12 protein-coding genes and 2 tRNA genes are annotated in these 15,977 nt (G+C 48.1%); 10 read left to right on the plus strand and 4 right to left on the minus strand.

Annotated elements, in window-relative coordinates:
- Window positions 1-76 precede the first annotated feature (76 nt).
- From DXD02_RS05750 to DXD02_RS15405, 8 genes are all read left to right on the plus strand, one after another.
- On the plus strand, window positions 77-442 hold the full coding sequence (locus DXD02_RS05750; protein ID WP_118666536.1) for a DnaB-like helicase C-terminal domain-containing protein: 366 nt from the start codon (window positions 77-79) through the stop codon (window positions 440-442).
- 129 nt (window positions 443-571) lie between these two features.
- On the plus strand, window positions 572-928 hold the full coding sequence (locus DXD02_RS05755; protein ID WP_055220036.1) for a DUF7352 domain-containing protein: 357 nt from the start codon (window positions 572-574) through the stop codon (window positions 926-928).
- A 69-nt stretch (window positions 929-997) separates the two neighbouring features.
- Window positions 998-3,061 (plus strand): AAA family ATPase, encoded by a 2,064-nt coding sequence (locus tag DXD02_RS05760; protein ID WP_118666537.1) that lies wholly within the window; start codon window positions 998-1,000, stop codon window positions 3,059-3,061.
- A gap of 184 nt (window positions 3,062-3,245) precedes the next feature.
- Entirely contained in the window at window positions 3,246-3,872 is a 627-nt protein-coding gene (locus DXD02_RS05765; protein ID WP_117804915.1) for an HD domain-containing protein, read from the plus strand.
- Between the two features lie 345 nt (window positions 3,873-4,217).
- Window positions 4,218-4,340: transfer RNA gene (locus DXD02_RS15400), tRNA-Phe, on the plus strand.
- Between the two features lie 212 nt (window positions 4,341-4,552).
- Window positions 4,553-6,013: a DUF2828 family protein gene (locus DXD02_RS05770; protein ID WP_117804947.1), complete on the plus strand. Its 1,461-nt coding sequence runs from the start codon at window positions 4,553-4,555 to the stop codon at window positions 6,011-6,013.
- 97 nt (window positions 6,014-6,110) lie between these two features.
- Entirely contained in the window at window positions 6,111-6,800 is a 690-nt protein-coding gene (locus DXD02_RS05775) for a hypothetical protein (RefSeq protein ID WP_117509821.1), read from the plus strand.
- Window positions 6,801-7,080: 280 nt separating this feature from the next.
- Window positions 7,081-7,199, plus strand: a tRNA-Phe gene (locus DXD02_RS15405).
- Between the two features lie 271 nt (window positions 7,200-7,470).
- On the opposite strand, the gene DXD02_RS05780 is transcribed toward DXD02_RS15405, so the two are convergent.
- The 3 genes from DXD02_RS05780 to DXD02_RS05790 are packed head-to-tail and all read right to left on the minus strand — an operon-like array spanning window position 7,471 to window position 10,492.
- Window positions 7,471-8,658 (minus strand): pyridoxal phosphate-dependent aminotransferase, encoded by a 1,188-nt coding sequence (locus DXD02_RS05780; RefSeq protein WP_117509822.1) that lies wholly within the window; start codon window positions 8,656-8,658, stop codon window positions 7,471-7,473.
- Window positions 8,659-8,713: 55 nt separating this feature from the next.
- On the minus strand, window positions 8,714-9,370 hold the full coding sequence (locus tag DXD02_RS05785) for a glycerol-3-phosphate acyltransferase (RefSeq protein WP_243106429.1): 657 nt from the start codon (window positions 9,368-9,370) through the stop codon (window positions 8,714-8,716).
- Between the two features lie 6 nt (window positions 9,371-9,376).
- Window positions 9,377-10,492 carry an MGDG synthase family glycosyltransferase gene (locus tag DXD02_RS05790; RefSeq protein ID WP_118666538.1) on the minus strand — a complete coding sequence of 372 codons (1,116 nt, stop codon included), beginning with the start codon at window positions 10,490-10,492 and terminating at the stop codon, window positions 9,377-9,379.
- 405 nt (window positions 10,493-10,897) lie between these two features.
- Here DXD02_RS05790 and DXD02_RS05795 point away from each other — a divergent pair, with 405 nt between their 5' ends.
- A complete protein-coding gene (locus DXD02_RS05795) occupies window positions 10,898-13,327 on the plus strand; it encodes a glycoside hydrolase family 3 protein (protein ID WP_118666539.1) in 2,430 nt (809 codons plus the stop codon).
- Window positions 13,328-13,522: 195 nt separating this feature from the next.
- Here DXD02_RS05795 and DXD02_RS05800 read toward each other — a convergent pair whose 3' ends face one another.
- On the minus strand, window positions 13,523-14,896 hold the full coding sequence (locus DXD02_RS05800) for an MATE family efflux transporter (RefSeq protein ID WP_118666540.1): 1,374 nt from the start codon (window positions 14,894-14,896) through the stop codon (window positions 13,523-13,525).
- Between the two features lie 278 nt (window positions 14,897-15,174).
- On the opposite strand from DXD02_RS05800, the gene DXD02_RS05805 reads away from it, so the two are divergent.
- Window positions 15,175-15,735: a biotin transporter BioY gene (locus DXD02_RS05805; protein ID WP_022461328.1), complete on the plus strand. Its 561-nt coding sequence runs from the start codon at window positions 15,175-15,177 to the stop codon at window positions 15,733-15,735.
- Window positions 15,736-15,977 lie beyond the last annotated feature (242 nt).

Genomic DNA, 15,977 nt, shown 5'->3' on the forward strand with positions numbered 1-15,977 from the left:
TTGCATATGGCTGGAAAGAGCGAAAAACCAGCGAGGATGGAGTTCTCTTTTTTCACTGTAGCATGAAAAGAAGGAGATGTGGAAGATTCTGCAGAGCATGTACGGGCAGGAGGAGCTTTCCAAGATAGAAATTGATGATACACCAGCGATAATGGTGGAGAGAATGGCAGAAATCATAGCGCAGAAAGCAGAGAATGGAGCAATTTCTGTTTTTGTGATTGATGAAGTGTCGATGATGACGAGCAGGAAAAACTTTACCGACAGAAAAGAAGAGCTGCGGTATATGATTGGTCTGCTGAAAAAATGTGAGAAAAAAGAACGTGTTGTGATTGTAGCTGTTATTCCGGTATCGAAATACTGTACAGAAATGCAGAAGAAAAAAGAAGTGAGTACCTGTTATGGAGAAATAGAAAAACCAGAAAATTGTCTGGTTTTCGTATAGACAAGAACCTGTCCACATACGGAATACGGCTGGTGGTAAGATGACAGATAGAAAAAGATAATAAAAGGTTCCGGTTTCAAAAAACAGTGAATCGGAACAATAGGAGTTCGTAGGGATGGAGGAAAGCAAATGCTGATTTACAAAGAACAATTACCAGAAGATACCATGGATGTCCGGCTGCTGGAACTGCCGTTTTCAACGGTGGAAGCAGCAAGAAAAGCAGTTTTAAAAATAGACATGCAGTATGGCACTCCGTGTATGTGGTATCAGGCAGATGCGGAGGAACAATGCTTGATCAGCGGGAAAAAGAACTCATTTTTGGTAATGGCGATCGGAACAGGGCATGACTGGGGGCATGTTCTGTCACGTGATGGTTATATTGGAACGGCATTATTATATGACGGTGCACTGGTATTGCATTATTTTCTGCTGGAAAAGCCGAACACGGAAAAGACAGAGACTGAAAAACAGGAAACGAAACAGTAAGAAAATACTTGCAGATAAGATACTCAAGGAATACAAAAAAACCGGACAGGACCAGGGAGGTATCATCGAATGATTCTTTACAAATACACGGCAGACTGTTCAAAACTGAATCTGGACCAGGAAGGTACAACGAAGGAAGGATATGAGGGCCTCTATCCCCGGCGAAGTGACATTGCGGAATGGAACAGTAAATTTTACACAGCCTACCGTACAGAAAAGAAGTTTTTCATTATGATCAGTGATATTCGGAAGGATAAGATGACGATTGTAGCTGAACTTGAAATGGAAGTGGATCCTCGGGAATGTGTGGATTATATTCGGAAGATACTGCCGGAAATGGAGCTGCTTGCATGTGAGGAAATCACAAGTGATGAGTTTTACAAAGAAATGGTCCGGACAGAACGGAATAACTGGACGGAGTGCTATATCCGGTCAATGAAAGAGGACTTAAAGCTTGCTACGGAACCGGAGCACAGCTATTATGAACCTGTTGCGTATCAGGTAAGTGAACGGATTTACACGTCCCAAGATATGAACAGACAAAAGCAGTCAGAACAGATGCAGGAAATTATGGCATCGGAGAGTTTCTATGAAGAGATGGAGCGGATTTATGCTCCGGAAAATGAAAAACGTTTTGTTGGGCATCCCGTGCATTATCTGATCACAGCCGGGGACAAAGCGGCTGCGGATGATATGATTGATATTCTGATTCCAGCCCTTCTGGAGAATCAGAGACTGCTGAGTGGCAGGGCTTATGATGTACAGAAGATGACACATAAAGCAGAACAGGAAGGAAATTTTGAAAATATTTTCTCCGGTGCCAAAGGTGGTACGGTGATCTTAAGTCTGGAAGGTGAAAAGAGTACCGGAATGTATGCCACCGGCAATTATGATCTGGCGAAAGCACTTGGGAATAAGCTGAATGAGTATGGAAATTCTACCTTATTTATCTTTGTAGATATTTCCGGAAACCGCAGTGTATCGGATGATACGATAGCGGAAATTCTTTCCAATGCGGATCTGATTCAAATTCAGGAAGGCCAGGGAGATCTGAAGCGGGCGTCTGCTTATCTGAAACGTCTGGCGGAGAAAACGGAGTATCACGATTACACGATAGACGAGCTGACGCAGTATCTCCCGAAAGAAAAGAAGCTGTATTCGGTTTCGGATATTTATAACGCTTACAACCGCTGGTATGGCCGCGGATTGAAAACCCATATCTACAAGGCCTATAAGGAAAAAGACCTGGTCAAAATTGAGCTGAAAAAGAAGACAGATAAGCCTTACTTGGAGCTGCAGAAAATGGTAGGCCTGTCGGAGGTAAAGAAAGTGACAGATGAGATTCTGGCGGCGGCCAAGATGCAGAAAATGCGGAAACAGATGGGTCTTCCGGGGGTTCAGTCATCTATGCATATGCTGTTTTCCGGAAATCCAGGGACAGCAAAGACAACCGTGGCGCGTCTGCTATCCCAGGTCTTGAAGGAAGAGGAAGTGCTGAAATATGGCCACATTGTAGAGTGCGGCAGGCAGGATCTGGTCGGAAAGTACGTCGGCTGGACAGCACAGATTGTTGAGAGTAAATTTCAGGCGGCGCGTGGCGGCATTCTGTTTATCGATGAGGCGTATTCTCTTGTAGAAGACAACCGCACGTATGGCGCCGAGGCAATCAATACCATTGTGCAGGAGATGGAGAATTACCGGGATGAGGTCATTGTCATTTTTGCAGGATATCCGGAGAAGATGCAGGAGTTTCTGGAGCAGAATGAAGGTCTTGCAAGCCGCATTGCCTTTCACCTGAATTTCCCGGATTACTCACCGGTAGAACTGACGCAGATTCTGGATCTGATGCTGGAAAAATCGGAATACCGGATGGACGAAAGAACAAGGGAAAAATGCTTTTCCATCTGCGCCGATGCATGCCGGGAAGAAAATTACGGCAATGGACGGTTTGTCAGAAACCTGCTGGACCACGCTATCATGCGCCAGGCAGACCGCCTGATTCGGGAGCATCAGAATGGTACGCTGGGAAAAGAGGAGGCCTGTCTTCTGACAGCGGACGATTTCGAGATGATCGGACTGAAAAAGAAACCACAGAGCCGGCAGATCGGGTTCTGCGCCGGGCGAACAGCATAAAAATTAAACCAGCGGTTAAGTGCAGAAAACGAAAGCATGTGATACAGTATATACATGAAGATTGCGGGAGTGCAAAGCACGTAGCAATCTGGTATCAAAGGGGTCAAAAAACCTTTTGACCCCAACATCTATACATAACAAAACACAGATATTCGCAAAAAGACCAGAAAGGGGGAGTGAACACATGAAGTTAAGCGAGCTGTTGAATGTGTTGAAAACAGCAGAAACTGCGGAAGAGATGGATGTGAGACGAGAAGAAATCGCAGCGCTGATTCCGGCCGTACGAACCATGTTCGGCTATGATCAGAAGAACAGTGCACATCAGTATGACTTATGGATGCATTCCCTCCATGTGGTCTGCAATCTTCCGCGGAGGATGGAAAATGACATGGTCTATCTGGCGGCGCTGCTGCACGATATCGGAAAGCCAGAAGCGCAGTGCAGGGGAAAACGCGAGGGTGATCCGGACATGCATTACTACGGTCATCCCGAAAAAAGCATGGAAATCGTGCGCGATATCGTGATCCCGGAGCTGGACCGGCAGGGGTATGTGATTCCGTGTTTCGATGTACAGGAACTTCTTTATTACGTGAAATACCACGATGATCATGTCAGTGTGAAATTAAAGCACGTCAGACGCCACACAAAAATGGCCAGCTTTGCGATGTTTCAAAACCTGATGCTGCTACAGACGGCAGATGCCAAAGCACATATCCAGATCCCTGTTATCGCCGAGCGGGCAGAAATCTGCGGACGGCTTGCCGGTGAGGAAGGCAGACTTCTCTATCAGAAAATTCTGGATGGGGAGTAGGCTGATGAGCCGAAGCTGTAAAAAAACGCCCGTCAGCAAAGGCCGATGCAAAAATTCCCGTTGGGCAAAGCGCGCGGCAAATAAGAGGGTTCGACGGGCGAAAACACTGTGGGGAAAATCAAAAGCATTTCGAAAAATTTCTGAGACATGGGATATCTGCGACTGGAAATTTTACGGTGAGAGACCCTGAAATCCGAATCGGGAAGAAAAAAATCACTGGGAAAAATGCTATTACAGAAAATGATCTGGAAAAGATGCATGAAACCATGGATGAATTATGAATCAAGATCCCGAAAGGAAATCCTGAGCTGGGGACAGAAGACAGAAACACTAAAATAACAGAATAAGGCGGTAGTTTAACGGGCAAAACCTGTGCAGAAAAAAAGGTTTCATGTTTGTGGAACACACAGCAACTTTTTGAGGAGAATAGGGAGGCACAGAATGCAGGTTCAAGTCCTGCCCGCCTTACGCGAGTGAGGTAGCTTAAAAGAAAGAGCGCGAAAAAACGGTCATGTGCGTGACCGTAACGGCAAACTTTTTTCCAGTGGTAATGGCGAAGATGCCGGTTCAAATCCGGCCCTCACTCAGAAAAAAACAGAAGAGCAAACGAGAAAGAATGGAGTCCATAGATCCAGAAAAGGATGTCTGGAGAAAACAGTGGAAGGAAAGGAGCGGCAGCGATGGATTTTGCAGAATGGATACGGGAGCAGGCGACAAAAACTTATACAGAAAATGGAGCAGCAGCACGGAACACAACCGGCGATGCGCGGCTGGATCTGTTTGCGACAATTGGATCCCTGCGCAGAGCAGATCCGGAAAGAATTGAGCTTCTGTTTGCGGAAGCATATCAGGCAGACCCGCTGTTCGCGTTGAAAATCCTGTTTTATGCGCGTGATATCCGGGAAGGTCTCGGCGAGAGACGTGTCTTTCGGATTCTACTACAGTATCTTGCCGAGTACCATCCGCAGGCAGTCATTGCCAACCTTGACCTGATTGGTGTTTTCGGCCGTTTTGACGACTGGTACTGCCTGATCGGAACTGGCGTTGAGGACGAGATGTGGAGTGCCATGAAGCAGCAGCTGGAAGCAGATCTGAAAAACTTCCAGGAGGGAAAAAGCGTTTCCCTGCTTGCTAAATGGATCAAAACGGCAGACTCTAAAAATACGGAGACGAGAAAACTCGGCATTCTGACGGCGCAGAAACTCGGCTATCCGGTTTACAACTTCAAAAGAATCGTCCGTTCCCTGCGGAAATATATCGGTGTGCTGGAAGTGAAAATGTCAGAAGGAAAGTGGGAGGAGATCGTTTACCCGGAGGTCTCCGGAAGAGCCATGATGATTTACAGGAACGCATTTCGAAAACATGATGAAAAGCGTTTTAACCAGTATCTGGCGAAGGCACTGGATGGAAAAGAAAAGATTCATGCGGAGACGCTGTACCCGTACGATCTCGTGGAAAAAGTTCTGTATGGACGTCAATGGAATCAGGTATTGGAGGCGCAGTGGAGGCAGCTGCCGGATTATGTGGCGCAGGAAACGAATGCAATTGTCATTGCAGATGTTTCCGGTTCCATGAGTGGAAGACCCTTGGCGACATCCATTGGTCTTGCTATTTACTTTGCAGAGCGGAACCGGGGCGCTTACCACAATCTTTTCATGACGTTCAGCCAGAAGCCGGAATTTGTTTCTCTGAGAGGGGAAACCCTGTTGCAGAAAATCAAATACGTCGAGCGTACGGAATGGGGGATGAATACTAATCTTCAGGCTGCATTTGAGCGGGTTCTGGAAACAGCGATGGATCACGATGTACCGCCGGAAGAAATGCCGAAAGCGCTGATCGTTGTATCTGACATGGAGATCGACAGATGCGGAGACCGCAATTGGATGTTTTATGATCATATGAAAGAAAAGTACGAGTATTGCGGCTACCAATTGCCGAATATTATTTTCTGGAATGTAGACAGCCGAAACGATATTTTCCATGCCGACAGTCGGAGAAAAGGTGTCCAGCTATACAGCGGCCAGTCGGTTACGACATTCCAGAATCTCCTGAACAATATTGACAGCACACCGGTCAAATCGATGGAAAAAGTGATTGAGAGCGAGCGGTACGCATGCGTCAGAACTGGAAATGCGGCATGAAAATGTTAAAGTTAGCAGTATGGATAGAAAGCTTTCAAAAGATGTAAAGCTGATATTGGAAAATAGAATGTAGAAGAATAAAGGAAAAGAGGACACTATGGCATCAAGCATGATTCACTTGGCAATTGTACAGGAGATGAGAAAGAAAGTCTCGTTTCGAGATATCAACCGCCTGTTCCTTGGGGTGATTCTGCCGGATGGGGCGGTGGCGGGAAATAGCCATTTAAAGAAGAAAATCTGCGAAAATACCAGATACACATACGATCTCGAATGTTTCCGCGACAGATACGGGAAATACATGGAGAAGGATGATTTATATCTCGGCTATTATCTTCATCTGATCCAGGATATGTTATATCGGAGATTTATGTATGGGGAGCATGGCTGGAATTCGAGCGTTCCTGGAAATGTAGAAAAACTGCATCGTGACTACGAGATATTAAATGAATATGTTTCGAAAAAATATGGCCTTTTCCAGGAAATGATCCAGGAGCTGGATCTTACAGAAGATCCATTGGCACAGCTTGCTGAATTTGATGTGAAAGGTCTTATAAAAGAAGTACGCAGGGAATTTACCCAGAGAAAAGAAGAGAAACTGTCCATCCTTACCAGACAAATGGCCAACGAGTACATCGTACGCGCGACGGAATTCTGCGTGGAAGAGCTAAAGGCACTGTCCAAAGGGAAATCAGGTCTGGACAGTACTGTGTGGAGCTGGGAAAAACCAGAAAACATATCACATGAAAAATTAAACCAGAAGTTAAATGCAAAAATCGAAAATATGTAATATAGTATATACAGAACAAAGCACGGACATTCACAAAAAGAACAGAGACGTGCAGAAAGCAGGAATGCAGCAGACACATTTATGAGTGCAGACCGCAGGCATACAATGTGGGATGTATGAAGCCATGGATGAATTATGAACCAAGGTCTCTGAAGGAAATCCTGAGCTTTAGAGAGAAGGCTGAGGCAGGAAAATAGCATCTCCACCGATGATATAAAGCAAGTCAGAGTGGAACAGCATTTGATACACATCAGTATCCACAAAAAATGTGGCTGAAAATAAGGCGGTAGTTTAACGGGCAAAACCTGTGCAGAAAAATGTTTCATGTTTGTGGAACGTACAGCAAATTTTTCGTAGAGGATAAGGCACAGAATGCAGGTTCAAGTCCTGCCCGCCTTATGCGATTGAGATAGCTCAAAAGAAAGGAGCGGCAGCGATGGAACAGATCATCGAAAGCGAGCGGTATGCGTGTGTCAGAACAGGGATGTGGAAGAAAAGATGTAAAGTTGTGATTGGAAAACAGGATGTAGGAGAATAAAAGAAAAACGGACGCTGCGTTTCAAAGATGAAGCAGTGTCCGTTTTTTACTATATGTAAGATACCGGGGTCAAAGGGGTCAAAAAGCCTTTTGACCCCAACATCTATTTAAGAAAAGTTGACAGTTGAAAAATTATGCAAAATACTCTCCTGCCAGTTCCTTAAACGCCGGCAGTGCCCGCGCAATCTGTGCGGTGGTAACGCAATAAGCAATCCGCACGAATCCCGGTGCACCGAAGTCATCGCCGGGTACAAGAAGAAGTTCGTACTTTTTCGCTTTCTCACAGAACGCATACGCGTCCGGTTCCGGAGTTTTCATGAAGAGATAGAAAGCGCCGTCCGGGTGAACGCAGGTGAAGCCGTAGGCGGTTAATGAATCATACAGCAGATCGCGGTTTTTCTTGTAGACCGAAAGATCAGAAACCTGTCCTGCGCATTTGGCGATGACGTGTTGGATCAGGCTTGGTGCGCAGACGAAGCCGAGGGCGCGTCCGGCGCCGCAGACGGCTGCGTAGATGGTTCTTGCATCATCGACCTCATCCGGAACGAGAACGTAGCCGATACGCTCGCCCGGCAGGGAGAGGGATTTGCTGTAGGAGTAGCAGACCAGCGTGTTTTTGTAATATTTTGTCAGATACGGAACTTCCACGTCTCCGTAGACAAGCTCGCGGTACGGTTCATCAACGATCAGATAAATCGGATGACCGTATTCGGCAGATTTTGTTTCCAGAAAAGCAGCGAGCTTCTGAATGTTTTCTTCGGTGTAGACAACGCCGGACGGATTGTTCGGGGAATTGACGAAAACGCCTTTGGTGTGCGCTGTGACAGCGGCCGAGAGGCGGTCAAAGTCGATCTGGAACGTGGAAGAATCAGCCGGCGTTTCGATCATGGCTGCGCCTGCAGATTCGATGAAAACACGGTATTCCGGAAAGTACGGGGTAAATACGATATACTCGTCGCCCGGAACGGTTAAAGCGCCAAGGACGATGCGGAGCGAAGCGGCTGCACCGCAGGTCATATAGAAGTTGTCAGCGTGGAACGCGGTACCAAAGCGTTTGTTCAGGTCGGCTGCAACGGCGGCGCGGGTATCGGCATCGCCCTGCGCGGAGGTGTAGCCGAAGAGATAGTAATCGTCTTTGGAATCGAGCAGCTCCTTGATGGTCTCATGAACGGAGGCCGGAGCCGGCACGTTTGGGTTTCCGATACTGAAATCAAAGACGTTTTCTGAGCCGATCTCGGCAGCACGTTTTTTACTGTATTCGAAAATCTCGCGGATTACCGATTTTTTTGTGCCGAGAGTTACCATTTTTTCTGAAATCATGTGTCAATCCTCCTGAAGTAAATTGTTTGCCGCTGTTTTAAATGAACTGTAAATGTTATTCTTTTTTCTGCTTTTTCCTTATTTTAGCAGACAAAGACTGAATTGTAAATGCAGCATTTTCGGTCTCATGCTCCCGCAGGCTGAAAAGATGGCGGAGGCAGACCACGAGCGATACCAGCAGACTGCCGAGCCGCACGGACGGAAGAAATCGGGAAATTTGTGCGGCGACGGCAAACCCGGAGAACGAAACGATCGAGCGCAGACTGTGTGGCTGGATAATGAGAATCAGCGAAAACGTCAGATAAAACGCCGCCAGAAGAAGCGCCGGCCGCAGATCCGGCAGGAGGCCGAGTAGCACGCCAAACGAGACAGAGATCGCCTTTCCGCCTTTCGCAGGCTGCAGAAATGGCCATGCGTGTCCGGCCACCGGGGCGAGCAGAATCAGGGCGAAAATCCAGGAACCCATCGAAACAGCGGAACTGTGCGCCGCCAGAAACACCGGCAGAAATCCCTTCCCGATATCGCACAGGACGCAGAGCAGTCCAATCCGCGGTCCGGCCACTGAAAAGGCGTTGAAGGCACCGGGATTCTGATCTTCATTCACAGTTCGGACATCCACGTGGCAGAAGTATTTTGGAATCAGGTACGAATACAGTACGCTGCCCGAGAGGTACCCGAAGAAACTATAAAACAGATAAGCAGTAAGCATCATAAGCAGTTACTCCGAAACTAATTTTTCCAAAAGGTGTGTAATTGACGTTCCCGCCTGCGGATGGCTGTTTTTTCGCTGGGCATCGCGCATCGCAATCTGACGTGCACCATCGTGGGCAAGCGAAATACCGGCCTCTGCCAGCTCTTTCTGATGTGCGCCGGTCACGGACATTCCGCGTGAGACAAAAAAAGCACGGTTTTTTGTTTCGCAACCCGGAATCGGATCAGTGTGGACGAGCGGAACGCGCCGCACAGCGGCCTCGGTACTGCTTAAGCCCCCGGGCTTTGTAAACAGCACATCGGCAGCGGCCATATATTCCGCAACGTGGCGTGTAAAACCGATGATATGTACATTTGGGTTCTTATGGAACTGCAGCCGGAGCGAACGCATCCGTTTTTTATTATTTCCGCAGATGATCACAGCCTGTTCGCCGTTTTCCAGCCGGGAAACAAGTTCATGTGCGAGCAGATGCACTTTGCCGAATCCCATACTGCCGCTCATGACGAGAAACAGCGGAGCATTCTCGGGAAGACCGAGATGGCGGCGCACATCCTCTTTGGATGCAGGGCGCGCAAATGCGGGCCGCACCGGAATACCGAGAGGAAGCAGTTTTTCTTCCGGGATACCGCAGGATGCAAACTCCGGGATCAGATCCTTGTGCGGAACCACATAGTAATCGCAGTTCGTCTCTTCCCAGAACGGAATGCACGCGTAATCGGTGGCAACGGCAACGCAGGGAATCGTCAGCCGTCCTTTCTGTTTCATCCAGGTCAGTGTTTCCGCCGGATAAAGATGTGTGGTGACAACGGCATTAAAATGGTTTTGATCAATATAATCTGCAAGCGCATTTCCAAGCCGCGCATTTGCATAGTAAACGGGGGATTTCCAGGGAAATTTCCGTACCAGCTCACCAAGCTGATAGAGTGCGCCGAAGCCGGCCGGAAAAACGGAGACGAGCTTCACATAAGCTCCGCCGACCAGTGCGGAGGTATGCTTTCGCCCGAGGCTCATCAGATCCAGAACCTCGGCTTCGTGGTGATAAAAATTCAGACTTTCTTTTAATGCAGAGGCCGCAGCATTGTGGCCACCGCCAGTATTGCAGGATAAAATCAGTACCTTCATAAGAAAACTCCATTCTTTTGTTGTATCCCAAAGAGAACCTGAAAAAGGGGATGCCGATGATTTGTTTTCAGACACGCTTTAGTATAGAACGCTGTTATTTTTCGGACAATCCACAAAATGAGAAAAGTGTCTGATATAACAGAAAAGCGACAGACAGCAGAAACACCGGGGAGACGCAGAGGGAGCATCCACCTACGGATCAAGATATTGAGAGAAAGGAAAGAAACGACGAATGCCTGAAAAATTGGCAAAATAGAATAAAATCAAAAGAAAAAGAAACGAAAAACAGGATAAAATGCTGAAAAATCAATTGACATCCACTCCAAAACTTCGTATCATAAAGACAGAATGGGGCGCGTTCGGAAAGCGATCTGCGCACCGGAAAATACAGGAGGTAAGCTTAAAATGGGTAAATGGCAGAGAAGTCTTTACCAGCCGGTTCTGCCGCTGGGAAAAGACGGAAAAAGGGTAACAGGAAGCGCTGAACATATCGCACTTTCCAGAAAAGCAGCAGGCGAGGGTATGGTTCTGGTAAAAAACGAGAACGACACACTGCCGCTCGCAAAAGGCACAAAGGTAGCCTTATTCGGAAAAGGAACGATTGATTACGTAAAAGGCGGCGGCGGAAGCGGTGACGTTACGGTCGAGTATATCCGCAACTTCTACGAAGGCATGAAGATCAAAGAAGCCGAGGGGGAGGTTTCTCTGTTCCATGAACTTCCGGAATTCTATGAGAAAAATGTAAAAGAACAGTATGCTGCAGGTGCTGTACCGGGCATGACAAGAGAGCCGGAAGTACCGGACGAGCTGGTACAGAAAGCAAAAGCATATACCGATACCGCAATCATCACCATCTGCCGCTTCTCCGGCGAGGGCTGGGACCGCAAATGCCAGATCACCGAGGAAGGCTATGAGCTGTTTGAGGATGAGAAAAAACAGATCGAGCTGAGCGCCAGCATCTTCGAAAACGGCGACTTCTGCCTGACAAACGGCGAAGCAGCCATGGTAGAAAAAGTAAAAGCAAACTTTAAAAATGTCATCGTTGTCATGAACGTCGGCGGTATGGTTGATACCAGCTGGTTCAAAGACTGCAAAGAGATTCCGGCGGTGCTGATGGCATGGCAGGGCGGCATGGAAGGCGGCCTCGCGGCAGCGGACGTTGTAACAGGCGACGTCAACCCATCCGGTAAACTGGTTGATACCTACGCAGCAACCCTCGAGGATTATCCATCCACCGAGAACTTCCATAAATCCGTTTATTACGTGGATTACAACGAGGATATCTACGTTGGCTACCGTTATTTCGAGACGATTCCTGGCGCAGCGGAGAAGGTCAATTATCCGTTCGGCTTCGGCCTTTCCTACACCAGCTTTGAGACAGAGGTTCTGGGGGCAGAAGAGAAGGATGGAAAGATTGTTGTAAAAGCATCTGTTACCAACACTGGAAAACGTGCCGGAAAAGAAGTTGTACAGCTCTACTATGGCGCACCGCAGGGCAAGCTTGGCAAACCGGCCAAAGAGCTCGGCGCTTACCGGAAAACAAGACTGCTGCAGCCAGGCGAGACACAGAGAGTCGTTCTTTCCTTTACAGTGGAAGATATGGCATCTTTTGATGATCTTGGAAAGGTTGCAAAATCTGCCTATGTTCTTGAGGCAGGAAGCTACGTCTTCTACGTTGGAAACAATGTAAGAGATGCGAAGAAACTGGACTTCACCTACGATCTGGCAGAGGCAAAAGTGACTGCACAGTACACCAGCCTTGCCGCTCCGCATAAGCTGGAAAAACGTCTCCTTGCGGATGGAACCTACGAAGCGCTTCCGACCGATAACGGTCTTGTCGAGGAAGAAGGACTGGAGCGTCAGGATAAGCTGACTCTGGAAGGTTTCCTCCCGGCAGTCAAAGCACAGGAGAGAAAGAGTTTTGGCGAGCTTATGGAGGCAGCAAAGACGAATCCGAACCTGATGAATGTGGTCGAAGGAAAAGAAACGCTCGACGAGTTTGTAGATAAGCTTCCGACAGAAGCACTCATTCATCTGCTCGGCGGTCAGCCGAACACTGGAGTTGCCAACACGTTTGGCATGGGAAATCTGCCTGAGTACGGCATCCCGAATATCATGACCGCAGACGGACCGGCAGGCCTTCGAATCCAGCCGCAGTGCGGTGTCAACACGACCGCATGGCCGTGTGCAACATTGCTTGCCTGCACCTGGGATCCGGAGCTGATCGAAGAGATCGGTAAAGCCGGCGGAGAGGAAGTCAAAGAAAACAATATCGGCATCTGGCTGACCCCGGCTGTCAACATTCACAGAAGCCCGCTCTGCGGAAGAAACTTCGAGTATTATTCCGAGGATCCGCTTGTGGCCGGAAAATCCGGTGCGGCAATGGTACGCGGTATGCAGTCCGAGCATATCGGGGCAAGTGTGAAACACTTCTGCTGCAACAACAAAGAAACAAACCGAAAAGACAGCGATTCCCGCGTTTCCGAGCGTGCGCTGCGTGAGATTTACCTGAAAGCCTTCGAGATCATTGTAAAAGAGGCAGATCCATACACAATCATGTCGTCCTACAACCTGATCAACGGCGTTCAGGCATCTGAGAACAAGGATCTTTTGACCGGTATTCTGCGCGGTGAGTGGGACTTTAAGGGAATGGTAACGACCGACTGGTGGACCCACGGCGAGCATTACCGCGAGACAAAAGCCGGAAATGATATCAAAATGGCAAACGGATACGAGGAGCGCGTACAGGAGGCATTTGAGAAGGGATACATCACCCGCGACGAAATCGCTCTTTGTGCAAAACGAATCCTGACCATGATTCTTCGCATGGACTGATGTGGATGCATGTGAATAAATAAAGAAAAGTGTGGATAACGCATAAAAAAATCGTATGCTGTTGTGGAAAAAGCAACAGCATACGATTTTTTTACTTACACGGCAATGATCTAAGATCCGTATTTTAACAGGACCCTGGCAACCGCAGCTCACGAAAAGTCTTTTGCAGAAACGCTCCGGGAAAGAAACCTGTTTTCAGGCGGCAGCCTTCTGTAGCTCTGCCATGATCTTAAATTCCCGCACGACCATAACGATGCTGACTGATGCGGCTGCAAGGTCTGCAATCGGTGCAGTGTACATCACGCCGTCAATGCCGAAGAGATACGGAAAAATCAGCAGCAGCGGAAGCAGGAAAATAATCTGTCTCGTCAGCGAAAGAAAAATACCCTTCTTCGGTGCTCCGATTGAGGTAAAGAAGTTTGAGCTGACCGGCTGGATACCGTTCAGGAATGTGAAAAACAGGAAAATGCGGAAGTACCGCTCTGCAAAATGCAGGTACTCTTCTGAACCGGAACCAAAAATGCCGATAATCTGGCGCGGAAAGAGCTGGAAGCAGAGGAAGGCGACGATGGAAATGGCAGTCGCCGCAAAAACTGCTTTTTTATAAGCGTCCTTCACGCGGTCATATTTCTGTGCACCGAAGTTGAAGCTGACAATCGGCTGAAGTCCCTGGGAAATGCCGATGACAAAGGAGAAGAACAGCATATTCACCTTTGAAATAATACCGGCGCATGCAAGCGGAATGTCGCTTCCATAGACGGAATTGGAGCCGTAGTAGGTCAGTGTGTTGTTCATAACGATCTGAACAACCATCATTGCCACCTGATTGAATGCCGGAGTTGCACCAAGCGCAGCGATCCGTGCCCAGCAGGCTATTTTTGGCTTCAGATCGGAAAGAGAAAGCGGCAGCGTTTTAAAACCGCGCAGATAGAAGACAACGAGCGCGAATGATAAAATCTGTCCGGTGATCGTGGCGAGCGCTGCACCTGCCATGCCCATGTGGAAAACGAAGATGAACAGCGGGTCGAGAATCGTGTTGACGATCGCGCCGACCAGGTTGCACAGCATGGAAAATTTCGGGCTGCCATCCGCGCGGATCAGGTTGGAGCCGCCGATTGTGACGATCAGAAACGGGAAGCCGATGGAGGTAATTCTGGTGTAAGTACAGGCGTAATCAATGACATCCGGCGTCGCACCAAAGAGAAGCATCATCGGACGCAGAAAAAGCTGAACGGCAACGCAGAGGATCACACCGAGGATTGCCAGCATGGAGATGGCATTTCCAACATAGGATTTCGCGTGCTCCGGATCCTTTCTGCCCATGCAGAGATTGAAGTTTGCAGCACCGCCGATGCCGCAGAGCAGACCGATGGATGTGCAGACCATGCTGAGTGGGAACGCTACGTTGGTCGCTGCGTTTCCGAGCACGCCGATGCTGTGACCGATAAAGAGCTGGTCTACCATGTTATAGAGGGCGCTGACGAGCATCGCGATGACGCTCGGAATCGCAAAACGCCGCAAAAGAGTGCTGACCGGTTCCGAGCCGAGAGGATTTTCGGAAGGTTTCATAGAGGGTATCTCCTTTCAAATGGAATAAAAATTCATCGTTTGTATCGGGTGAACATTCACGGAAAAACTCCGAGACTATACAGTATACCATAGAAAGAAAATAGAAAACAAGAGGGTGACCGTTATTTTCAGGAAGTGTAACAGAACCGTAGCAGAACTCTCTGCATTTTTAAAAAAGGGATTGACAAAAGTGAAATATTAACCTATATTGAAACAAGGTTAACAATTCAAAAGCAGAAAGAATTGGATACAAGAACCTGCGAGGAGGACTTACATTCATGAAAAAATCAAAACTTACCACAAAACAGATTGTACTGACCGGCATGATGACGGCAGTGCTTGCGGTACTGTCCATTGTGACGATTCCGCTTCCGACCGGCGTTCCAGTGACGCTGCAGACCTTTGCAATGGCATTTTGCGGCTACGTGCTTGGCTGGAAATTGGGAGGTGCATCGTCCGCTCTTTATCTGATCCTCGGCGCGATCGGCGTTCCGGTTTATGCCGGCATGAGCGGTGGCTTCGGCGCTCTTCTCGGACCGGCCGGCGGCTTTATTTTCGGATTTATTCCGATGGCAATGCTCTGCGGTGCCGGAATTAAAAAAGGCTTCCCGGGCAAACCATTCGTTCTTGGAATCGCAGGTCTTGCGGTATGTCACGCATTCGGTGTGGTACAGTTTTCTATTGTAACAGGAAACACGATCCCGGCTTCCTTCCTGGCAGTTTCCGTTCCGTACATCGTAAAAGATGTGATTTCCGTTGTAGTAGCTGAAATTCTCGGTGTAGCCGTTCGAAAAGCACTGTCAGCAGCTCATGTAATGAACTACGGAACCGCAGCATAATCACAGAGCGTTTCTGAAAAACCAAAAGATAAAAACAAGAGACAGGCATCCTGACAATCTGCCAGGTGTCTGTCTTTTTCTGTTTTGTCAAGCGGATATTCGCAATCCGCTTCGCTACTTGCCTGATTCGGTTAAAGTATTCCGCAGCAGCAGCGGTTATTTGAAAACGTGCAAAATGCATTTCATACAGTTTCAAAATTTTAATGAATTCCTAAGAAAGAGGCAAGAAGGCGTTAAGGGAG

Origin of the sequence: Blautia sp. TF10-30, assembly GCF_003481245.1 — a bacterium.
GTDB classification, from domain to species: domain Bacteria; phylum Bacillota; class Clostridia; order Lachnospirales; family Lachnospiraceae; genus Fusicatenibacter; species Fusicatenibacter saccharivorans.